This is a genomic window from Curtobacterium sp. TC1 (assembly GCF_019844075.1).
In the GTDB taxonomy this organism is placed as follows: Bacteria; Actinomycetota; Actinomycetes; order Actinomycetales; family Microbacteriaceae; genus Curtobacterium.
On record NZ_CP081964.1, the window covers coordinates 2,977,680 to 2,999,410 of the forward strand.

A 21,731-nucleotide genomic window follows, 5' to 3' on the forward strand; every position below is an offset into this window, starting at 1 on the left:
TCGACTCCCTCGGCTCGGCACCCACGGCGGTCAGCGTGCGCGAAGCGACTCGCTCGGCAGCTCGCCGAAACGGGTGCGGTACGTCGCCGAGAACCGCCCGAGGTGCCCGAAGCCCCATGACCGGGCGATGTCGGCGACCGTGGTCTCGTCGCGCGCACCCCCGAGCAGGTCCGCCCGCGCACCGTCGAGTCGCACCCCGCGCAGCAGGTCGCCGGGGGTCTGGTCGAGGTGCCGTCGCAGCGACTGCTGCAGCCCGCGTGGGCTGAGTCCCGCGGCCGCGGCGATCTCCGGCGTTCCGATCGGCTCGCGGGCGTGATCGTGCACGAAGTCGAGCGCCCGGCGGAGTCGGCCGTGCTCCGGGCCGCAGCCGGACACGGTCGACCGCCACCGGTCGCGCCGCGGGAAGGCGCGGACGGCGGCGGTCGCGAACGCCTCGGCGATGTCGCGCTGCGCGATGGGGTCGAGGTCGTGGTCGACGTCGAGCCACGTCGACGAGTGCGTCCGGACCGCGTCCCGCCAGACGGCCATGCCCGCAGCCGTCGGGCGCTGCATCGACTCGAACGCCAAGTCGTCGTCGCCGACCAGGGCCCGGACGAAGTCGCGGTCCAGGTGCACGAGGTTCAACGCGATGTCGCGGTGGTGCAAGGAGTACGCCTCGGCGAACGGCAACACGACGGGAACGCCCGCTTCGAGTGCCCAGGTCTCGCCACCTCGGGTGATCTGGCTCGAGCCGCTCCGCATCCAGGCCACCAGGAACTCGTCGTCCACCTGGCTCTCACTGCGCAGGTCGACCATGAACCGTGACGAGCGCAGCGACATCCGGTCGTCGCCGACACCTGCGAAGTCCCAGTGCGCGGTGGGGCGGGTGCGCCGGACCGCGGGCGCCCGGAAGTCGTAGTCGCGGCCGAAGAACGCGAGCGCCTGGTCGACGTCGCTGCCGACCACCCGACGGGAGTACCGGCTGCTCGGTCGTTCGATGGAAAGCACCATGTCCGAGAACCTAGGGGCGACCACCGACAAACCCGCGTCAGATGCTGACTCAGGGTTGCAGGATCGCCTGCCCGACGCTCTCGTCCAGGATCAGGTCCGTGACCAGCCCGGAGGCCAGTGCGCCCCGCAACGACGCCGCCTTCGACCGGCCCGCGACGACGCACACCCGACGCGGAGCGCGCTTGATGGTGTCGAGGTCCGGGCCGCCCGCGCGCGCGTTCACCCCGATGTCCCGCCACGACCCGTCGGCCCGGTAGAACACGGTCGAGACGTCGCCGACGACCTGGGCCTTCGTGAGCTCGTCGCGGTCCGCGGGGTCGAGGTAGCCGCCGGAGTACACGTGCGACGGCACCGGGGCCTGCGGGGCGCCGACACCGAACACGACCAGGTCCATCCGCTCGTGCAGGTCGAGCACACGGCGGATCGAGCGCTCGCGGAACAGCGCCTCCTTCGTGGCGGGGTCGTCGAAGAACGCCGGCACCGGGAACTGCTGGACGAACGCGCCGTACGCCTCGCCGAACCGCCGCAGGATCTCCGAGGCGTAGACGATGCCCGTGGTCCGGGTGTTCGCGGCGCCGTTGATCTGCACGATGGTCGACCCGTGCGTTGTCTTCGGCACCAGGTACCGGCTGACGGCGCTCACCGTCGAGCCCCACGAGATCCCGATGACCATGTTCGACTCGACGTACTGCGTCAGGATCCGGGCGGCAGAGAGGGCGACCCGCTCCAGACGGTCGACGTCGCTGGTGTGGTCCGGCACCGGGACCACGTGCGCGTGCACGCCGAACCGCGAGCGGATGCTGCGGCTCAGGGCAGCGGCCTGGTCCAGGGGCGAGCGGATCTGGATGTCGACGAGTCCGGTGTCCCTGGCGTACTTCAGCAGGCGCGACACCGAGGAGCGCGAGGTCGCGAGCTCGTCGGCGATGGCGTCCATCGTCAGGTCCTGCAGGTAGTACAGGTGTGCAGCGCGCAGCGCCTGCTGCGTGCGCATGGGCTGAGCCGCATCGCTCATGGTGCTCCGATCTGTCGAACGCAACCATGCACGGACGTGCACGGCCTCTGCAACCCCTGTCGCGCCTCCCGGTCCCCCGATCGGGGCGGACGACACGTGTGCTGCACGTTCGTGCACGTGAGTTGCCCGACCTCCCAAACCGGCGCACGATCGAGCCTGACCACGAGAACAGACGAAGGAAGCGACGAACCATGTCGAAGAAGACACAGCCCCGGAACACGGTGACCGCCCTCACCGAGCGCCCGAACGCGCAGGTCCTCGTCGTCGGCGGCGGCATCAACGGCATCGCCACGTTCCGCGACCTCGCGCTGCAGGGCGTCGACGTCGCCCTCGTCGAGCGCGGTGACTACGCCTCCGGTGCGTCCGCGGCGTCGAGCCACATGATCCACGGCGGCATCCGCTACCTGGAGAACGGCGAGTTCCGCCTGGTGCGCGAGAGCGTGCAGGAGCGCAACGGCCTGATCCGCATCGCCCCGCACTACGTCAAGCCGCTGCAGACGACGATGCCGATCTTCTCGACGTTCTCGGGGATCATGAACGCCCCGCTGCGCATGCTGACGCACAAGCAGCGCTCCACCAAGGAGCGCGGCGCGATGCTCATCAAGATCGGCATGACGATCTACGACTCCTTCTCGCGCGACGGCGGCTCCGTCCCGAAGCACGTCTTCCGCACCAAGAAGGCCGCGCTCGAGGACATGCCCGCCCTCAACAAGGACCTGAAGTACACGGGCACCTACTACGACGCGAGCGTGCACGAGCCCGAGCGCCTGGCCCTCGACGTCCTGAAGGACGGCATCGCCGCGGGCACCGGGACCGGCTCCGCCGCGACCGCCCGCGCGACGAACTACGTCGAGGCCGCCGGCACCCGCGACGGCGGCGTGCTGCTGCGCGACCGCGAGACCGGCGAGGAGTTCGTGTTCACCGCCGACGTCGTCATCAACGCCTCCGGCCCCTGGACCGACCTGACGAACGAGGCGTTCGGCGGCGAGACGAAGTTCATGGGCGGCACGAAGGGCTCGCACATCGTCGTCCAGAACGACGAACTGCTCGAGGCCACCAAGGGCCGCGAGCTGTTCTTCGAGAACGACGACGGACGCATCGTCCTCATCTACCCGCTCAAGGGCCGGGTCCTCATCGGCACGACCGACATCGACGCCGACCCGTCGAAGCCGGTCACGACGACCGACGAGGAGATCGACTACTTCTTCGGGCTCGTGAAGCACGTGTTCCCGCAGATCGACGTCACCCGCGACCACATCGTCTACAGCTACTCCGGCATCCGCCCGCTCCCCCGCCACGAGGACACCGCCCCCGGCTTCGTGTCGCGTGACTACCGGATCGTGGACACGCAGATCGCCGGACTGCCGAAGTCGACCGTGCTGTCGCTCGTCGGTGGCAAGTGGACGACGTTCCGCGCCCTCGCCGCACACCTGTCGACCGAGGCCACCACGAAGCTCGGCATGACCCGCACGGTCGACACCACCGGCATGCCGATCGGCGGTGGCAAGGAGTTCCCGACCACCGACGCGCAGCGCGCCCTGTGGATCACCTCGCACCGTGACGGCCTGGACGAGTCCCTGGTCGAGGGCCTGCTCGAGCGGTACGGCACCCGTGCCGCCGAGGTCGTGGACGTGCTGACCGACGGCCCCGTCGAGGCGCTCGAGTCCGACCCGTCGCTCACCCGCGCCGAGGTCGCGTACTTCGCCGAGCACGAGCAGGCCGTCCACCTGGTCGACGTCGTCCTGCGCCGCACGAACCTGGCGTTCGTCGGCGGCGTCACGATCGACCTGCTCGACGAGCTGGCCGACGTGCTCGCCGGGGCGCTCGACTGGACGCCCGAGGAGCGCGCGGACGAGGTCCAGCGCACGCTCGACGTGCTGCGCGAGGCGCACCGCGTGATCGTGCCGCTGACGTCGGCCTCGCAGCTCGCGTAGTACACGCGACCACGAGACGGACGGGAGGCCCGGTACCAGCTGGTACCGTCCCTCCCGTCTCGGCCGTCACCCCGCTGGCGCGGTGCGCCGGTACCGGCGGGTGGGGCCCACCTCCCGTCCGTCTGTCGGTCGCGTCAGTAGCGCTCGCCGGTGGGGTCGAGCGCGGTGCGGTCGATGAGCTGGTCGCCGCCGACCGGTTCGCCCTCCCAGTCGACCAGGTGCCAGCCGTCGGCGAAGGACCCCTCGAGCTCGACGATGCCGGTGTTCTCCAGGTGGCGCTTCGTGCCGAAGTGGTCCGGGGTGTTGTCGGCGGCCGCGCTCGCCCAGGTGCGGATCGCCGCGCCGTGACTCACCGCCGCCGCCACGCCGACGCCGGTGGCCTCGATCTGCCGCACGGCGTCGTCGTACCGCTCGAAGAACTCGATCCCGCTCTCCGCGCCGGGCATCCGGGTCGTGCGGTCTCCGCCGGACCAACCGTGCACGGTGGAGATGTAGGTCTGCACGGACACCGTGTCCCTCTTGCCCTGGGTGTCGCCGGCCTCGATCTCACGCAGGCCGGGGAGCACGACGGGCTCGAGCCCGAGCGATGCCGCCAGGGGTGCCGCGGTGATCTGCGTCCGGACCATGGTCGAGGCGAAGAGCCGCTCGATCCCCCGGTCGGCCAGGGCCGCGGGCAGGGCGTCCGCCTGCTGCTGGCCGAGCTCGGTCAGGCCCGGCCCCGGCACTACGGCGTCGAGCACGCCGTTCACGTTCGCGGGGGTCTGGCCGTGGCGGATGAGCAGCAGTCGCATGGATCCACCCTACGGACCACCGACGACGTCAGCCCTGCCGGGTGTTCCACCGCGGGTTCTGCTTGTTGATGACGTAGACGCGACCCCGGCGCCGGACGACCTGCGAGCCGGGGACCTTCTTCAGTGCCTTGAGCGAGTTGCGGACCTGCATGGTTCTCCTCCGTCGGCGCTCTCTTGTTGAGAACGGTTTTCAGGTAGGGTACCCGACATGCGTGTTGCTGCCATCACCCTCGTCACCGCCCTCCACGAGGTCGACGCCGACCGCGTCGCCGCCCGGATCGCCACGGGGCACCGGATGCACGTCGAGGGGAGCGCGTTCGCCGCGGCCCGCGCGGTCGCCGAGCGGGCCGACCACCTCGACCGCGTGTGCGGCCCCGACGCCGACCACGGCCTCGTCGTCACCCTGCAGCCCGGGTCCGACGCCCGCGCCGTGGGCATGCTGCTCGCGAACGCCGCACGCTCGGAGACCGGTGACGACCGGGTACTCCGACACGTCGTCGGGGTGCTGCGCGCCGACGACGTCACGCACCTGCTGTGGTCCGACGTCGACGACGCGTTCGTGGCCGCCGACCGGGTCGCGTCGCTCATCGAGTACGCGACCGTCATCGCGCTCGACCGCCTCGCGCCGCTGCCCCTCCGCCGCCGTCGCGCCCTGGTCGCGCTGCTGCACCGCCTCGCGCCGCAGGCCGTCATCGTGGCGCTGCCCGCACTGCGGACCGCGCGCGACCTGCCCGCCTCGAACGGCGCGGCCGCACGGGTCCTGGCCTCCGGCGCCGGGTGGATGCGGGCACTGTCGAGCGGCGCGGACGCCGGACGGGACGCCCGCGACGACCTGGTCGCGATGCGCTACCGGGAGCCGCTGCCGTTCCACCCCGGACGACTTGCGTCCGTCATCGCCGAGGACCTGTCCGCCGGGGTGAACGGCCGCGTGCTGCGGTCGCGCGGGTTCTTCCGCCTGGCGTCCCGGCCGGACCACGTCGGCTCGTGGTCGAGCTTCGGGGCCATGCTCGCGCTCGACCCCACCGCGAACCCGTCGTGGGACGCCGACGCCCCGATCGGGCAGGCGCTGTGGTTCGTCGGCGAGCGGCTCGACGTCCACGCGATCGAACGGGCCCTCGACGGCGCGCTCCTCACGCCGCCGGAGCTGCTCGCCGGGCCGGAGCTCTGGCGCGGGTGGGCCGACCCGTTCCCCGTGTGGCCGGCGGTGGACCCGGCATCCGAGCACCGGCACGAGTGAGGGCGGGAGCGGCTGGGCGCGTGCGTGCGTGCGCATCTTCCGACAGAACACGAGTCGATCGACGCGTGGATCGTCGCAGCATGCGCACGCACAGACGGGAGGCGCGGTGCAGGTCGGACCTGCACCGCGCCTCCCGCCCGTGGTCGCGTCGCGAGCGCCCCCGGCGTCAGCGCGCCGGCACGGCCTCGGCGTCGCGGGCGGCCCGGGCGGCGGCGTCCTGCGCGGCGAACGGCAGATCCCCCAGGTCCAGGTGCGGGTTGGTGTCCTGCGTGAGCACCAGCTCCTTCGCCTCGGCCTCGGTCTCGACCGCGGGCATCGAGCCGGGCAGCGGGCGACGCGAGGACTCCTTCATGCAGAAGACACCGATCGCACCGACGACGCTCATCGCCATCAGGAAGTACGCCGGGGCGAGTTCGTCGCCGGTCACGGTCAGCAGCGCCTGCACGATCAGGGGCGTCGTCCCGCCGAACACCGCGATGGCGATGTTGTACGCGAAGCCCATGCCGCCGTACCGCGTCGAGGTGGGGAACAGCGCCGGCAGTGAGGCCGCCTGGTTCGACACCCACAGCGCCGTCATCAGCGCGAGCAGCCCGAGCCCGGCGAGCGTCGACCACTGCGCGCCGTGGCCGATCAGCATGAACGCCGGCACGACGAGCACGACGGTGGTGGCGGCACCGATCCACATCACGACGCGTCGGCCGAGCTTGTCGGACAGCTTGCCCGTCAGCGGCAGCATCACCGCGAGCAGCAGGAGGACCGGGATCGTCAGCAGCGTGCCGTCGAGGGCGGAGTACCCGAGCGAGTCGGTCAGGTACGTCGGCATGTACGAGGTCAGGGCGTACCCGACGGTGTTCGAGGCCGCGACGAGCATGATCGCGATGACGATCGGGCGCCAGTGGTCGCGCACCATCACGAGCACGTTCGCCGGACGCTCGCCGTCGAAGGACGCACGGGTCTCGGACGCGGCCTCCTGCGCCGCCTGGGTCGCCTGGAACACCGGCGACTCCTCGATGCGCAGGCGGAACCAGATCGCCACGACGCCGATCACGCCGGCCGCCAGGAACGGGAACCGCCAGCCGTAGGCGACCATCGCGTCCTCGCCGAGGGTGATCTGCAGCACCGAGACGACGGTCGCACCGAGCGCGAAGCCCAGGTAGCTGCCGAAGTCCAGGATGCTCGCGAAGAACCCGCGGCGCCGGTCCGGTGCGTACTCGGTCACGAAGGTCGTCGCACCGGCGTACTCACCACCGGTCGAGAAGCCCTGCGCCAGCTTCAGCACGACCAGCACGACGGGGGCGAACACGCCGATCGTCGCGTAGGCGGGCAGCGCGCCGATGAGGAACGTCGACGCCGCCATCGTGATGAGCGTCGTCGCGAGCACCTTCTGCCGACCGATCCGGTCGCCGAGACGACCGAAGACGATGCCGCCGAGCGGACGGGCGATGTAGGTCGCCGCGAAGACACCGAGGCTGAACAGGATCTGCACGGCGGGCTCGGCGGTCGGCAGGAAGACCTTCCCCATCGTGACCGCCAGGTAGCCGTAGACACCGACGTCGTACCACTCCATCGTGTTGCCGACGACCATGCCGCTGACCGCGCGGCGCATCATGCTCTTGTCGACCACGGTGACGTCGCTCTCGCGCAGGCGTCGGCGCGGCCGGGTGTGGGTACTGCTGGGGTCGGAACCCATGCATCGCTCCTCGGGGGGATCGGTGGGCCGAGGGGTACCGGCCCAGAACAGCGAGCGACGTTACCGAGCAACCGAAATGTCATTGGCCGGTGATTCCCAGGCGACGGCGTGTCACCCGAACGGGGGTGGGGCCTGATCCGCATGTCTCTGCGGATCCGCGAAGCTGAGTACCGAGGACGTACCATCGGCGCATGGCGATCGCACCCGAGACGAAGAGCTGGACCTGGGTCATCGAGGGCACCTGCCCCGAGTGCGGCTACGACGGCACCACGGTGTCGATCCGCGACGTGCCGGGGATCATCGACGCGAACACGACCGCGTGGCCGACCGAACTCGGCCGGGACGACGTGCGCGAGCGTCCCGACGACCGCACTTGGTCGGCACTCGAGTACGGCGCCCACGTGCGCGACGTGCACCGGAAGATGACCGAGCGGCTCGCACTGATGCTCGCCGAGGACGCCCCGACGTTCCCGAACTGGGACCAGGACGCCACGGCGGTCGAGGAGCACTACGGCGAGCAGGACCCGGCCGTGGTCGCCCGCGAACTCGGCGAGGCAGCACACCGGGCAGCCCGGGCGTTCGACGAGGTCCGCGACGACCAGCTCGAGCGCACGGGCCTGCGGTCCGACGGCAGTGCCTTCACCGTCGCGACGCTCGCCACCTACTACGCGCACGACCCCGTCCACCACCTGTGGGACGTGCGGCGCACGCACTAGACGCGGGATCCACCGGCCGGGAGGCGCGGTGCGGCCCCGCCCCGCGCCTCCCGTCCGCCCCTGGTCGCGGCAGACCGCTCAGGCGAGCGCGTCGAGCAGGGCGCGCGCCGTCGCGGCGTCCGACACCAGCTCGTTGACGAGTCCCCCGCGCACCGCGCCGACGATGCTGCCGACCTTGGCGCCGCCGACGGCGACGCCGACGGCGTGCGGCACACCGGACAGGACCTCGCGCGATGTCCGCACCATCCGGTCGCTGCCGGGGAACTCGATGGGCGATCCGTCGGCCGCGTAGAAGTTGAGGCAGACGTCGCCTGCGGCGTGGTCGAACGCGGCGTCCTCGACGGGGACGCCCCGTGCCAGGGCGTCACGTGTCGGCGTCGGCGCACCGATGCCGAGGATCGCGCCCTTCGCCCGCCCCCAGAGCCCGACGACGTGCTGGAACGCTGGATCCTCGTCGAGCGAGGAGCGCATCGCGGGCGACGGCAGGGCCTGCGCGAACAGGAACGCGGGGATCGCCCCGGAGCGCTCGGCGGCGGTCCGGGTGATCTCGTTCGTCTGGAACCACGGCATCGGGTCGGCCTGGCCGCCCACCGTCGGGACGAGCTGCACACCGGGCAGGCTCGGCATGCCCGCGTGTGCGACGTCGTACACGGTGCGGCCCGACGACATCAGGACGGCGTCGCCGGGGACGAGCCCCATGCCCTCGACCGCAGCGGCGAGGGGTGCTGCGAGGTCGGCACCGAGCGTGGCGGTGTGGGTGACCGCGGCCAGGTGCACGGCTCGGATCCCGAGCACCACCTGCAGCCGTTCGGCGAGCGCGACGGTCTCGTCCTGGAACGGGTCGACGACCTCGATGCGGACGAGTCCGGCCTTGCGCGCCTCGGCGACGAGCCGGCTGACCGTGGGCCGTGAGACCCCGAGGCGCGAGGCGATCTCGACCTGGGTGGCGTCCTCGAGGTAGTACATCCGCGCCGCCTGGTAGACGGTGTCGAGCGGGAAACGGGTCCGGGCACCCTCGGCGGCGGGGATCTCGGCGGACATGGGGCGATCGTATCCCTGGCGCGCGTCAGCGGATCGTGAACCCGCCGTCCACCCGGAGGTCGGTCCCGTTCACCATGGCGCTCGACTCCCCCGCCAGGAACAGCACGGCGGCGGCGATCTCGTCCGGGGTGGCGAACCGGCCGGTGGGGATCTCGTCCTGGTGCCGGATCCCGTTCTCGTTCGCCCACGCGGCCCGGCCGAGGTCGGTGAGGACGACGGTGGGCGACACGGTGTTCACGGTGACGCCCCGGCCGCCCCACTCGAGCGCGAGCACGCGGGTGAGTCCGATGACGCCGGCCTTCGAGGCGCAGTAGGCGGCGTGCCCGTCGATGCCGACGTGCGCGGCCTGCGAGGCGATGTTGACGACGCGGCCGTACCCGGCGGCGAGCATGTGCCGACCGACGGCCTGGGCGACGCGGAACGTCCCGGTCAGGTTGACGTCGATCGTCCTCGACCAGGTCTCGGCGGACAGTTCGTCCGCCGGAGCGAGTGCGGCGATCCCGGCGGAGTTGACGAGGACGTCGATGCGTCCGAAGCGTGCGACGACCTCGGCGACGGTGCGCGCCACGGAGGTCTCGTCCGTCACGTCGCAGCCGAACCCGGCATGGAGGCCCGTGGCCGCGCCCGGCGCGTCGGCCGAGCCCGGTGCACCGGCCGCACCCGGCAGGTCGGCTGCCGCCGCCGTGGCGCCGTCCGCACGGACGTCGACGATCGCGACCCGCGCACCCCGTGCGGCGAGCGCCCGGGCGATGGCGTTGCCGATGCCGGAGGCGCCGCCCGTCACCACCGCCGTCCGTCCGGCGAAGTCGTTGGTGAAGTCGATCGTGTCCGGCCCCGGTCGGAGGGCTGCGGCGAAGTCGGTCGGGGTGCTGGTGGTCATGGGCGCTCCTTTGCGTTCGGTCGGAACCTACCAGAAATTGTGTTCTGGACAAACGTTCTGCGAGGTGTACAGTCATCGCCGAAGCCGTCCAACGAAGGAGCAGCCCATGTCGACGACGACCGAGCACGCGGCCACGACCGCCACCACGACCATCCCCACGACGATGCGAGCCGTCGTCGTCCACGGGCCCGGCGACTACCGGCTCGAGGAACGCCCCGTGCCGACGCCCGGCCCCGGCGAACTCCTGCTCCGCACCGACGCCGTCGGCATCTGCGCGAGCGACCTGAAGTGCTACCACGGCGCCGCGAAGTTCTGGGGCGACGAGAACCGCGCCGCCTGGGCCGAGACCGATCGCATCCCCGGGCACGAGTTCGTCGGGACGATCGTCTCCGGCGACGACGACACCCTGGCGAAACGGAAGGTCTCGCTCGGGGACCGCATCGCGTGCGAACAGATCGTGCCGTGCTGGGAGTGCCGGTACTGCCTCGAGGGCGCGTACTGGATGTGCAACGTCCACGACATGTTCGGGTTCAAGGGCCACGACGGCGCGATGGCCGAGTACGTCCTCGTCCCCGCCAAGGCACTGACCCACCCGGTGTCGAGTGCCCTGCCCGGTCAGGTCGCCGCGTTCGCCGAGCCGCTGTCCTGCGCGTTCCACGCCGTCGAGCGCGGAGACATCGAGTTCGGCGACACCGTCGTGATCGCCGGCGCCGGACCGATCGGCCTCTCCGCCATCGCCGGTGCGCGGCAGAAGAACCCGCTCCGGATCATCGCCCTCGACGTGGTCGACGCGAAGCTCGAACTGGCCCGCAAGGTCGGCGCGGACCTGACGATCAACATCGCCGAGGAGGACGCGGTCGCCCGGGTCAAGGAGCTCACCGACGGCTACGGTGCCGACGTCTACATCGAGGCGACCGGCCACCCGTCCGCGGTCCCGCAGGGGCTCAACCTGCTGCGGAAGCTCGGCACCTTCGTCGAGTACTCGGTGTTCAAGGACGACGTCTCCGTCGACTGGTCGATCATCTCGGACGACAAGGAGCTCGACGTCCGCGGTGCCCACCTCGGCCCGCACACCTGGCCGGCGGCGATCAAGCTGCTCGAGGCCGAGACCCTGCCGATGTCGGAGATCTGCACGCACCAGTTCCCGCTCGAGCGGTTCCAGGAGGCGCTCGACCTGGTCGGCGACTCCGCCGGCGCGAGCGTCAAGGTCTCGATCATCCCGTCCCTGCAGGCCTGAGCCCGCCCACCCCTGGAGTCAGCAAGCATGTCAACGACGACACAGCGCGCCACCGGTGCGCCCACCACCCCTCGCGCAGAGGGTCGCCTCGACCGGATGGGCATCCCCCGTCCCCTCGCCCTCGGGTTCGTCGCCGTCCTGGTCTTCATGACCGGGAACGGCGTCGAGTCGAACTTCATCACCCCGCACATGGTCGCGGTCCTCGGCAGCCCCGAGGCCACCGTCGCGACGATCGTCACCTTCTACAGCCTCGCCGCGTTGATCGGCAGCTACGTCTCCGGCGCCCTGTCCGACCTGATCGGACCGCGCCGGGTGATGATCCTCGGGTTCGCCGTCTGGGTCGTCTTCGAGGTGCTGTTCCTCCTCGCGCTGAACATCGGCAGCGTGCCGTTCGCGGCCGTCGCCTACGCCGTCCGGGGCTTCGGCTACCCGCTCTTCGCGTTCGCGTTCCTGGTCTGGGTGAACATCACCACCCCGGTCGAGCGGAACGGTTCGGCCGTCGGCTGGTTCTACGTCGCGTTCACGGGCGGCCTGCCGACGCTCGGCTCGCTCTTCGCGATCGGCGCCATCCCGGTGTTCGGCGGCGCCACGATCGGCGAGACGGGCGCGATGGTCGCCTCGATCGGCCTCGTCGTGATCGGCTTCCTCATCATGCTGTTCGGCGTGCGCCTGCCGAACGGGTTCTCCCGCATCGCCCCGACCGGCGAGAGCGCCTGGCAGGTACTGACGAGCGGCATCCGCCTGACCGTCACCCGGCCGAAGATCCTGATGGGCTTCCTGGTCCGCCTGATCAACACCGCGCCCGAGTTCGGCATGTTCGTCGTCCTGCCCGCCGTCATCGCGAACGAACGCGGGTGGGGCCAGAGCCGCTGGCTGCTCATGACGGTCTGCGTCTACGCCACGAACATCCTCGTGAACGCCCTGTTCGGCTGGGTCGGCGACAAGATCGGCTGGCAGCGCACCGTCAAGTGGTTCGGCATCGTCGGGTCCGCCCTCGGCCTCATCGCCTGGTGGTACGTCCCGCAGCTCGTCCCCGCCGGGTCCGAATGGGGCTACGTGCTCTCCGTCGTCGCCGGCTGCGTGTTCGGCTGCCTGCTCGCAGGCTTCGTCCCGATGGGCGCGATCATGCCGGCGCTCGCCCCCGAGCACAAGGGCGCCGCGATGGCGATGTACACGACGGCGGCCGGTGGCGCGGCGTTCCTCGGCACCGGTGTGGTCGCGGCGGTGTTCGCGCTCGGCGGTGGCGGTGAGGCCGCGACCTGGACCTTCGTCGGCCTGTACGCCTGCGCGTTCGTGATGATCCACTTCCTCAAGGTGCCCCAGGGCGCCCGTACCTCCCACTGAAGGGCTCCAGCATGACCACGATCCACGACGCCCCCGACGAGTTCGCCGAGGACCAGCTCGCCGGCTGGCTCGCGCTCTACGCCGACCGCGTCCGCGGCGTCCACGGCGGCGTCGTCACCCTGCCCACCGAGGGCGTAGAACCCCAGGTCGCGGTGGTCGTCGGCGGCGGCTCCGGGCACTACCCGGCGTTCTGCGGGATCGTCGGCCCCGGGTTCGCCACCGGCGCCGTCGTCGGCAACGTCTTCACCTCGCCGTCGACCGCGCAGGTCTACTCGGTCGCCAAGGCGGCGGACCAGGGGAAGGGTGTCGTGCTGTCCTTCGGCAACTACGCCGGCGACACCATGAACTTCGGGCTCGCCGCCGAGCGGCTGCGCGCCGAGGGCATCGACACCCGGATCGTCGTCGTCACCGACGACATCGCGAGCGCCGACGAGGAGTCGGAGCGTCGCGGCATCGCCGGGGACTTCTCGGTCTTCAAGGCGATGGGCGCGGCCGCTGCCGGAGGTGCGTCCCTCGACGAGGTCGAGCGGCTGGGCAACCGGAGCAACGCGGCGACCCGCACCATCGGCGTCGCGTTCTCCGGGTGCACCATGCCCGGTGCGACCGAACCGCTCTTCACCGTGCCCGACGGCCACCTCGGCCTCGGGCTCGGCATCCACGGGGAGCCAGGCATCGAGGACGTCCCACTCCTGCGTGCGACCGAACTCGCCGACCTGCTCGTGTCACGACTCCTCGCCGACCGACCGGCCGGTGCGCGGACCCGGGTCGCCCCGATCCTCAACGGCCTCGGCGACACGAAGTACGAGGAGCTCTTCCTGCTCTGGGGCCGCGTGCTCCCGCTGCTGCAGGAGGCCGGCCTCGAGGTCGTCGAGCCCGAGGTCGGAGAACTCGTCACGAGCCTCGACATGGGTGGCTGCTCGCTGACCCTGCAGTGGCTCGACGACGAGCTCGAACCCCTGTGGCGTGCGGACACCTACACGCCCGCGTACCGCAAGGCGGCGGCGCCGATCGCGGCGTTGCTGCCGGCCGACGCAGTGGACGACGCCGAGGACGAGGCGACGGTCGTGCCGGACGCGAGCAGTGCCTCCCGACAGGCCGCGCAGACGGCGCGCGACGCGATCGACGCGGTCGACGCGCTCCTGCGGGAGCACGAGGAAGAACTCGGCCGCATCGACGCGGTCGCCGGCGACGGCGACCACGGACGCGGCATGGTGAAGGGGATCGGTGCGGCCCGCACGGCCGTCGGCAGGGTCGGCCAGGAGGCGGGGATCGCCTTCGTCCTCGGACGCGCCGGTGACGCGTGGGCCGAGTTCGCGGGCGGCACCTCGGGAGTCCTGTGGGGTGCGGCACTCGAGGCCTTCGGTCGGTCGCTGCGCGACGACCGCCCCGCGTACGAGGCGTCCGACGTCGTCGAGGCCGCGCAGGCCTTCGCCGACTCGATCGTGCACCTGGGTGGGGCGTCCCGCGGGGACAAGACGCTGCTCGACGCACTGCTGCCGTTCGTGGACGAGCTGCGGAGCGGCGTCGACGCTGGCCGTCCACTCACCGTGGCGTGGCAGGCTGCCGCCCAGGTCGCGGTGACGGAAGCCGCTGCGACCGCAGACCTCACACCGAAGGTCGGGCGTGCCCGACCGCTGGCGGAGAAGAGCCTGGAGACACCCGACGCGGGTGCCACCTCGATGGGGATGATCCTCACGCGGATCGGCGAGGTCCTCGCCGCCCGTGCTGACAAGGAAGGAACACACGCATGACGTACCGTCTCGTGATCGGGTCCGACGACGCCGGGTTCGACTACAAGGAGATCATCAAGGCCGACCTGCTCGCCGACGACCGGGTGTCGGACGTCACCGACGTCGGCGTCGACGCGGACGGCCACACGGCGTACCCGCACGTCGCCGTCGACGCCGCACGCCTGGTCGCGAACGGCGAGGCCGACCGCGCGATCCTGATCTGCGGCACTGGACTCGGGGTGGCGATCAGCGCCAACAAGGTGCCGGGCATCCGTGCCGTCACCGCGCACGACTCGTACAGCGTGGAGCGCTCGATCCTGTCGAACGACGCCCAGGTCCTCTGCATGGGCCAGCGCGTCGTCGGCGTCGAGCTCGCCCGCCGGCTGGCGAAGGAATGGCTCGGCTACGAGTTCGACCGCTCCAGTGCCAGTGCTTCGAAGGTCCAGGCGATCTGCGAGTACGACGGCAGCGCGCCCGCCGGCGTCGACGCCCCGGCGTAGGCGCGACGCCGTTGACGCACAACCGAAGTGAGCCCGAACCACGTGATCGCGTGGTTCGGGCTCACTTCGGTTGTGCGCGCCGCTTTCGCGCCACCTCAGCTGCGCGCGGCCAAGCGGTGCACGACGGCCTTCGTCGCCTCGTACAGCTCGCGGTAGTCGTGGTAGCCGGGCTCGTACGCAGCCGTCGCGACGGGGTCCGGCTCGATGATCGTCGACGGCGGGTTCCACTGCCGGATGTCGACGTCGGCCACGAGCGCTGCCGCCAGGAACGCCGACCCGTACGACGCTCCCACGGTCACCGACGGCACCGTCTGCCGCAGCCCGGTCACGTCGCTCACGATCGTCGGCCAGAGCCGTCCGAGCAGCCCGCCCCCGGCCCCGACGAGCTCGCGGACCTCGACCCCGGCGGCACGAAGCACCTCGATGTTGTGCCGGACCGCGTAGGCCGTCGCCTCGAGCGTCGCCCGGTAGACGTCGCCACGGGTGTGCCGCACGGTCAGCCCGGCGATCACCCCGCGCGCGTCCGGATCGGCGATGGGCGTCCGCTCCCCCGCGAAGTACGGCAGCATCAACAGCCCGTTCGCGCCGATCCCGGCACACCGCGCCTCCTCGAGCATGGTCGCCCACTCGCCGTCGACCAGCCGTCGCAGCCAGTCGGTGATCGCCCCGGAGGTCGCCATCCCTCCCGACACGCTCGGCTGCCCCGGGTGCGTCCCGACCGTCGTCCACATCCCCGGCACCGGCGTCGGCTCGGTGGTCGGCACGATCATGAACATCGTGGTGCCGTACTGCAGGAACATCCGGCCCGGCACGGACTCGCCGACGCTCACGCCCTCCGCCCACGCGTCGATGGTGCCGGCCGTCACGGGGATGCCGACCGGGAGGCACGTGGCCGCGGCGGCCTCGCGCGTCACCACGCCCGCCTGGTCACCGGACCACAGCAGCCGCGGCATGGGCAGGCCGGGCGCGAGCCGCTCGCACCACTCGGGGATCCACACGTTCTCGCGCACGTCGTAGAGCGGCGTGGTCTGGCTGGCCGAGTGGTGGTCGAGGACGTACTCCCCGGTGAGCAGCTCCACCACGCGTGACGCCGGCATCGTGAAGCGGACGGCACGCGCCCACACCTCGGGCTCTCGCCGGGCGACCCACGCGAGCTTCGCCCCGGCGGCCTGCGTGCTCAGCCCGGAGCCGCAGCGCGCGCGGACCGCGTCCTCGCCACCGAGTTCCGCGGTCAGCTCGTCCAACAGGTCGGCAGTCCGAGTGTCGACGCCGTACAGGACCGCCGGGCGCAACGGCTTGCCGACCGCGTCGGTGAGCAGCACGCACGGACCGATGCCGCTCACCCCGACCGCCTGCACGTCGGCCTCGGGGGCGAGTGCGAGGAGCTCGTGCGTCAACGTCGTGAACTCGTCCCACCACACGGCCGCGTCCATCTCGACCAGCCCCTGGGCAGGGCGGTCGACGTCGTGCTTGCGACCCACCTCGGCGATCACGGTGCCGTCGAACCGGGCCAGTAGCGCCTTCGTGCTCGACGTCCCGATGTCCAGACCGAGCACCGCCCGCATGCCGCCTCCTTCGCCGCCACACGACCGCCGTCGGTCGCGTCCCGAGTCTACGAACGATCCGCAGCTGCGAAGCGACGCGTCTACGGCGCGGGCGAGGAGTGCGGCTCGTTAAACAAGACGCCGCGGATCTCCTGGATTGACACTCGTGGTCCTCCGATTTCGCGTCGCACCGCTGCAACAATCTCCGCGAACGCGTTGACGAGCTCATCTCGTCCTCTGTCGGAGAGGGTCACGCTACCGGCGGCCGAACCCACATTCCGATCGTAGGCCCGGTTCCAGACCTGAACTTTTTTCACGACATCGGCATGTGCCCAAACAGCTATCTGCGCCCGCATCTTCGCCTCCCCTGTGGCGTCGAACGTGTGACCTGCGAAGCGCTTCATGATGCTCTCGACAAGTTCGGTGTAGGCCTGCCTCGCAGCTGCATCTCGAGCCATCCGCCGCTCATCGGCCCATGTCTTGAGCCCGATGGCGGCGGTAAGCGCGACGAGTGAGGCACCAGACAGCGTTGTTCCGGTCGCAAGTACGGACCGGTCGGCGGTCAGCCCGACAACGGTTATGACTAGGCCGAGGGCGCCCAATAGCGCACTCACCCAGACGAGTGCTTTGCGCACTTGACCCCCAATAGAACGAAAATCAGCCCGGGCCGAATGGCGACGGGCTGATCGTGATGCATCGATCATACCCGAGGCTGACGACGCGGTGGGGTCCGATGAACGAGTGTGGACAACATGTTCTCCCCGGCCGAGACGCCCAGCTGCCTGTCGGGGGCCGGACGTACCGTACTCACGACTCCGATGCACCACGAGGGGAACCCGATGAAGAAGTCAGCCTGGCTGCCAGCAGTCATCGCGCCGGTGGTCGTCGCCGGCGCCGTCGCCGCTCCGATGATCGCGAACGCCGCGAACGACCCGATCGCGGGGACGAACCCGACCGCGGCGGACGTCATCGCCAGCATCGCGAAGTCGTCGGACGCGCAGTACTCCGGCAAGCTCACGCAATCGAGCGACCTCGGGCTCCCCGAGCTGCCGACCGGCTCCGGCGGATCCTCGCTCGAGGGCGACGCCTCGGACGTGCTCGGCCTGCTCACCTCGTCGCACACCGCCCGTGTGTACGTCGACGGTGCCAGCAAGCAGCGCATCCAGCTGACGCAGCAGCTCGCCGAGCAGGACCTGGTCCGCAACGGGTCCGAGGTCTGGACCTGGGACTCGAAGGAGCGCACCGCCACGCACGTGACGCTCCCCTCCGACTCGGCGAAGGCCCCGCAGGACGGCACCACCACGCCGACCGACATCGCGGAGCAGGCCGTCGACGCCATCACCCCGACCACCACGGTCTCGAAGCCGACCGAGGTCAGCGTCGCAGGGCACGACGCCTGGCAGATCACCCTGACGCCGAAGTCCTCCGACACCCTGGTCGGCACCGTCCGACTGGCGGTCGACCAGCAGACCGGGCTCCCGCTCCGTGCGACGATCCAGGCCGCCGGGCAGGACGAACCCGCGGTGCAGGTCGGGTTCACCAGCCTCGACTACGGCGCCCCGGCCGCGCGGCTCTTCGACTTCACGCCGCCGTCGAACGCGAAGGTCACCGAGAAGGACCTGTCCGACGCCGAGCACGACGCCCACGCGGAAGGCGACCACGCTCGCGGTGCGCACGACGGCGACGAGCCGACGTTCACCGGCGAGGGCTGGGGCACGATCGCCGAGCTCCCCGCCGGGACCGTGGACCAGTCGTCCCTCGGCGACGAGGCCTCGGGTCTGCTCGGCCAGCTCACGAAGGCGGTCGACGGCGGCCGTGCCGTCCAGACCTCGCTCGTGTCGGTGTACCTGACCGACGACGGCCGGGTCCTCGCCGGCGCCGTGCCGGTGTCGTCGCTGGTCGCCGCCGCGAAGTGAGCGCACCGGAACCCGCGCGCACGACGGACCCCACCGCCGTGGACGCGACCCGCCCGACCCCGGACACCGACCTCGCGATCCGCACCACGGGCCTCCAGAAGGTCTTCCGCAAGCAGCGCGCCGTCGACGGCATCGACCTGTCGGTGCCGCGCGGCGCGGTGTTCGGGTTCCTCGGACCGAACGGCTCCGGCAAGACGACCACGATCCGGATGCTCCTCGGACTGTCGAGCGCGACGGGTGGCACGATCGAGGTGCTCGGCCAGTCGATGCCGAAGGCGCTGCACCAGGTGCTGCCGCGCGTCGGCGCCCTGGTCGAGGGGCCGGCCTTCTACCCGTACCTGTCCGGACGGGCGAACCTGCAGCGCTTCGACGCGGCGGACCCCACGTCGGACCCGCGCACCCGGAAGGACCGCGTCGCGTACGCCCTCGACCGTGTCGGCCTGTCCCACGCCGCCGACAAGAAGGCGCATGCGTACTCGCTCGGCATGAAGCAGCGGCTGGGCCTGGCGAACGCCCTGCTCTCCCCGCGGGACCTGCTGGTGCTCGACGAGCCGACCAACGGCCTCGACCCGCAGGGCACCCGCGAGGTCCGCAACCTCATCCGTTCCCTGGCGGACGACGGCACCACCGTGTTCGTGTCGAGCCACCTCCTCGCCGAGATCGAACAGGTCTGCACCCACGCAGCGGTGATGCGCACCGGCAAGCTCGTCGCGCAGGGCGAGCTCGACGAACTGCGCTCCGCCGGAGCCCGCACCGTGACCGTCCGCACACCCGACGTCGGGCAGGCGGGCAGCGTGCTGACGCGGCTCGGGCTCGCGCCCCGGCACGACGGCGGCGCCGACGTGCTGGTGGCGGACCTGCCGCACGAGCTCCTGCCGGAGACCATCACCGCCGAGCTCGTCCGCGCCGACGTCCGCGTCCGTGGGCTGACGGTCGGCGGCGGCACGCTCGAGGACCTGTTCGTCGCACTCACCGGAGAGGGCTTCGATGTCGCTGCCTGACACTGCAGGCTCGCTGCCCGAGACCGCACGTCCGCCGGTGGACACCGCCGCGCCGGCTCGGCGCCGGCAGCGCTCCTTCGCCCTGCTCGGCTCCGAACTCGCGCTGGTGTTCCGGCGTCGCCGCGCCTGGGCGATGCTCGGTGCGCTCGCCCTGGTGCCGATCCTCATCGCGGTCGCCGTGAAGCTGACGACCGACGGTGACGACGGTGGCCCGGCGTTCCTCGGCGACATCACCAACAACGGCCTGTTCGTGGCGTTCACCGCGCTGACGGTGTCGATCCCGCTCTTCCTGCCGCTCACCGTCGGCGTGGTCGCGGGCGACACCGTCGCTGGGGAAGCCAGCCACGGCACCATCCGCTACCTGCTCGTCGCGCCCACCGGCCGGGTGCGCTTCATCCTGGTGAAGTTCGCCGGGGCGGTGGCGTTCTGCCTGGCGGCCACGCTGCTGGTGGTGCTCGTCGGTGCCGCGATCGGTGCCGTGCTGTTCCCGATCGGCCCGGTCACGCTGCTGTCCGGCACCCAGGTCGGCGGAGCGTCCTACGCCGGACGGGCGCTCCTGCTCGCCCTGTACGTGGCGATGTCGATGCTCGGGCTGGTGGCGATCGGCATGTTCGCCTCGACGCTGACGAACGTGCCGGTCGGCGCGATGGCCGCGACGGTCGTGCTCGCCGGGGCCTCGCAGGTCCTCGACCAACTCCCCCAGCTCGACTGGCTGCACCCGTACCTGTTCTCGCACCAGTGGCTGGGATTCGGTGACCTGCTCCGCGACCCGATCTCGTTCGACTCGTTCGGGTCGAACGCGGTGCTGCAGCTCGGCTACGTCGACGTGTTCGGTGCGCTGGCGTACAGCCGGTTCGCCTCGAAGGACATCCTGAGCTGAGCTCGACCGTCGGGCCCGACCGTCGGGCCCGACCGCCGGGCCCGACCGCCGGGCCCGACCGCGGTCACCTCGTGGGCGTCGCCGATCCGCCCGCCATCGTCTCCGTCTCGGAGCCACGCGCATCCGCGTAGCGGTCCCGCAGGTCGCGGGCCTTCTCGGAGCGGTACCAGTCGAGCCGCGCTCCGGTCTCGACGGTCTGCATGCCGATGACGACCTTGCCGCGCGACTTCATCTCGGCGAGGTCCTCGTACGCCTCGACGATGTACTCGAACGGGTAGAACCCCGAGATGAGCACCTGGAAGCGGCGTTCCTGCAGGGCCTTCGCCAACGTGGTCAGGAGTTCACGGGTCTCCTCGTCCTCAGCCGGGGCGCGCAGGAACCGGAGCTCGATGTCGCGGCGGTCGTCCGACGACACGAAACGCTCCGCCCCGACGCCGAGGCGATCCGCCAGGAGCTCGGCGTTGCTCTCCCCGTGGTTGTCGATGAAGGCGGTGATCGGTCGGCCGTCCGCGATCGCGCGGATGCGCTCTTCCTCACCCTCCCCGTACACGACCGGCAGCGTCCCGATCTGCCGCAGGTAGTCGTGGTTGCGCGCGCTGCCGAGGGTGATCACGGTCGCACCGGCGTCGTGCGCCAGCTGACTCTCGATGTGCCCGACACCGCCCGCCGCCGCGGTGATGACGACGGTGTCCTCCGGGCCGAGGCGCAACGATCGCACCACCGACACCGCCGTGCACCCGGCGAGGTACAGACCACCGGCGACCTCCCACCCGACGTACTCCGGCTTCTTGATGACCGCGCCGCGCGGCACCGCGATCCAGTTCGCGTGCGATCCGCCCTGCGGCGCGTGCCCCATGACCTCGTCGCCGACCCGCAGGTCCTTCACGCCGTCGCCACGCGCCCGCACGATGCCGGCGAAGTCGACGCCCTGCCGTGCCGGGAACTCGAGCTCGATGTGGTCCCGGAGCTTCCCCTCACGCAGGAACCGCTCGATGTGGTTCAGCCCGGCGGCGACGATCTCGACGACGATCTCGCCGGGGCCGGCCGTCGGCTTGTCCTGGGGGACGAGCTCGACGACGCTGAAGTCGCCGTACCGGTCGTACTGGACTGCCTTGCCGTTCCGCATGGGTGCTCCTTCGCTGGCGTGTGCGTCCGGCCTACTCGGTTTCCCCGCGTGCAGCCCGAGCAGGCGGGGTACCGGCAGTGGACGGTTCCGACGAGCGGACGGGAGGCCCGTGGCGGCGTCGCCACGGGCCTCCCGTCCGGCAGCCACGCACGTTCAGTGCGC

Annotated in this window: 20 protein-coding genes; 10 read left to right on the forward strand and 10 right to left on the reverse strand. The window is 71.3% G+C overall.

Translation table 11 applies throughout. The annotated features are described in order from the left end of the window. Positions 1-30 precede the first annotated feature (30 nt). Together KZI27_RS15180 and KZI27_RS15185 are read right to left on the reverse strand one after the other, a co-directional pair. The gene (locus KZI27_RS15180; protein WP_222658253.1) at positions 31-990 is read right to left on the reverse strand and encodes an AraC family transcriptional regulator; all 960 of its coding nucleotides are present in this window, start codon (positions 988-990) and stop codon (positions 31-33) included. Between the two features lie 49 nt (positions 991-1,039). Further along, entirely contained in the window at positions 1,040-2,002 is a 963-nt protein-coding gene (locus KZI27_RS15185) for a sugar-binding transcriptional regulator (RefSeq protein ID WP_165901120.1), read from the reverse strand. Between the two features lie 191 nt (positions 2,003-2,193). Here KZI27_RS15185 and KZI27_RS15190 point away from each other — a divergent pair, with 191 nt between their 5' ends. Continuing rightward, a complete protein-coding gene (locus KZI27_RS15190; protein ID WP_222658254.1) occupies positions 2,194-3,936 on the forward strand; it encodes a glycerol-3-phosphate dehydrogenase/oxidase in 1,743 nt (580 codons plus the stop codon). Positions 3,937-4,070: 134 nt separating this feature from the next. On the opposite strand, the gene KZI27_RS15195 is transcribed toward KZI27_RS15190, so the two are convergent. Together KZI27_RS15195 and ykgO are read right to left on the reverse strand one after the other, a co-directional pair. Then, complete coding sequence (locus tag KZI27_RS15195) at positions 4,071-4,727, reverse strand: histidine phosphatase family protein (protein WP_222658255.1); 657 nt, start codon at positions 4,725-4,727, stop codon at positions 4,071-4,073. Positions 4,728-4,755: 28 nt separating this feature from the next. Then, a complete protein-coding gene (ykgO, locus tag KZI27_RS15200) occupies positions 4,756-4,878 on the reverse strand; it encodes a type B 50S ribosomal protein L36 (protein WP_222658256.1) in 123 nt (40 codons plus the stop codon). A gap of 57 nt (positions 4,879-4,935) precedes the next feature. Here ykgO and KZI27_RS15205 point away from each other — a divergent pair, with 57 nt between their 5' ends. Then, positions 4,936-5,964: a GTP-binding protein gene (locus KZI27_RS15205; RefSeq protein WP_222658257.1), complete on the forward strand. Its 1,029-nt coding sequence runs from the start codon at positions 4,936-4,938 to the stop codon at positions 5,962-5,964. A gap of 166 nt (positions 5,965-6,130) precedes the next feature. Here the strand turns inward: KZI27_RS15205 and KZI27_RS15210 are convergent, their stop codons facing one another. Beyond that, positions 6,131-7,654 (reverse strand): MFS transporter, encoded by a 1,524-nt coding sequence (locus KZI27_RS15210; protein WP_222658258.1) that lies wholly within the window; start codon positions 7,652-7,654, stop codon positions 6,131-6,133. 191 nt (positions 7,655-7,845) lie between these two features. Here KZI27_RS15210 and KZI27_RS15215 point away from each other — a divergent pair, with 191 nt between their 5' ends. Then, on the forward strand, positions 7,846-8,370 hold the full coding sequence (locus KZI27_RS15215; RefSeq protein WP_222658259.1) for a DinB family protein: 525 nt from the start codon (positions 7,846-7,848) through the stop codon (positions 8,368-8,370). A 78-nt stretch (positions 8,371-8,448) separates the two neighbouring features. On the opposite strand, the gene KZI27_RS15220 is transcribed toward KZI27_RS15215, so the two are convergent. Continuing rightward, entirely contained in the window at positions 8,449-9,411 is a 963-nt protein-coding gene (locus tag KZI27_RS15220; protein ID WP_222658260.1) for a sugar-binding transcriptional regulator, read from the reverse strand. A 25-nt stretch (positions 9,412-9,436) separates the two neighbouring features. Further along, positions 9,437-10,291: a GolD/DthD family dehydrogenase gene (locus KZI27_RS15225; RefSeq protein ID WP_222658261.1), complete on the reverse strand. Its 855-nt coding sequence runs from the start codon at positions 10,289-10,291 to the stop codon at positions 9,437-9,439. A gap of 106 nt (positions 10,292-10,397) precedes the next feature. On the opposite strand from KZI27_RS15225, the gene KZI27_RS15230 reads away from it, so the two are divergent. Genes KZI27_RS15230 through KZI27_RS15245 form a run of 4 tightly spaced genes read left to right on the forward strand, consistent with a single transcriptional unit; the run spans position 10,398 to position 15,102 of the window. Continuing rightward, positions 10,398-11,528, forward strand: a complete 1,131-nt coding sequence (locus tag KZI27_RS15230; RefSeq protein WP_222658262.1) for a zinc-binding dehydrogenase — start codon at positions 10,398-10,400, stop codon at positions 11,526-11,528. Positions 11,529-11,555: 27 nt separating this feature from the next. Further along, entirely contained in the window at positions 11,556-12,872 is a 1,317-nt protein-coding gene (locus tag KZI27_RS15235) for an MFS transporter (RefSeq protein ID WP_222658263.1), read from the forward strand. An 11-nt stretch (positions 12,873-12,883) separates the two neighbouring features. Further along, complete coding sequence (locus KZI27_RS15240) at positions 12,884-14,623, forward strand: dihydroxyacetone kinase family protein (RefSeq protein WP_222658264.1); 1,740 nt, start codon at positions 12,884-12,886, stop codon at positions 14,621-14,623. After that, positions 14,620-15,102 (forward strand): ribose-5-phosphate isomerase, encoded by a 483-nt coding sequence (locus KZI27_RS15245; protein ID WP_222658265.1) that lies wholly within the window; start codon positions 14,620-14,622, stop codon positions 15,100-15,102. The genes KZI27_RS15240 and KZI27_RS15245 overlap by 4 nt, the downstream gene beginning before the upstream one ends. Positions 15,103-15,197: 95 nt before the next feature. Here KZI27_RS15245 and KZI27_RS15250 read toward each other — a convergent pair whose 3' ends face one another. Then, the gene (locus KZI27_RS15250; protein WP_222658266.1) at positions 15,198-16,667 is read right to left on the reverse strand and encodes an FGGY-family carbohydrate kinase; all 1,470 of its coding nucleotides are present in this window, start codon (positions 16,665-16,667) and stop codon (positions 15,198-15,200) included. Between the two features lie 80 nt (positions 16,668-16,747). Continuing rightward, positions 16,748-17,281 carry a hypothetical protein gene (locus KZI27_RS15255; RefSeq protein ID WP_222658267.1) on the reverse strand — a complete coding sequence of 178 codons (534 nt, stop codon included), beginning with the start codon at positions 17,279-17,281 and terminating at the stop codon, positions 16,748-16,750. Between the two features lie 204 nt (positions 17,282-17,485). Between KZI27_RS15255 and KZI27_RS15260 the strand changes: the two genes are divergently transcribed. The 3 genes from KZI27_RS15260 to KZI27_RS15270 are packed head-to-tail and all read left to right on the forward strand — an operon-like array spanning position 17,486 to position 20,443. After that, positions 17,486-18,562, forward strand: a complete 1,077-nt coding sequence (locus tag KZI27_RS15260) for a LolA family protein (RefSeq protein WP_222658268.1) — start codon at positions 17,486-17,488, stop codon at positions 18,560-18,562. A 38-nt stretch (positions 18,563-18,600) separates the two neighbouring features. After that, the gene (locus KZI27_RS15265) at positions 18,601-19,563 is read left to right on the forward strand and encodes an ABC transporter ATP-binding protein (protein WP_222658269.1); all 963 of its coding nucleotides are present in this window, start codon (positions 18,601-18,603) and stop codon (positions 19,561-19,563) included. Further along, a complete protein-coding gene (locus KZI27_RS15270) occupies positions 19,550-20,443 on the forward strand; it encodes an ABC transporter permease (RefSeq protein ID WP_261783919.1) in 894 nt (297 codons plus the stop codon). Before KZI27_RS15265 ends, KZI27_RS15270 begins: the two co-directional genes overlap by 14 nt. A 64-nt stretch (positions 20,444-20,507) precedes the next feature. Here the strand turns inward: KZI27_RS15270 and KZI27_RS15275 are convergent, their stop codons facing one another. Next, complete coding sequence (locus KZI27_RS15275) at positions 20,508-21,569, reverse strand: NADP-dependent oxidoreductase (RefSeq protein ID WP_222658270.1); 1,062 nt, start codon at positions 21,567-21,569, stop codon at positions 20,508-20,510. Positions 21,570-21,731 lie beyond the last annotated feature (162 nt).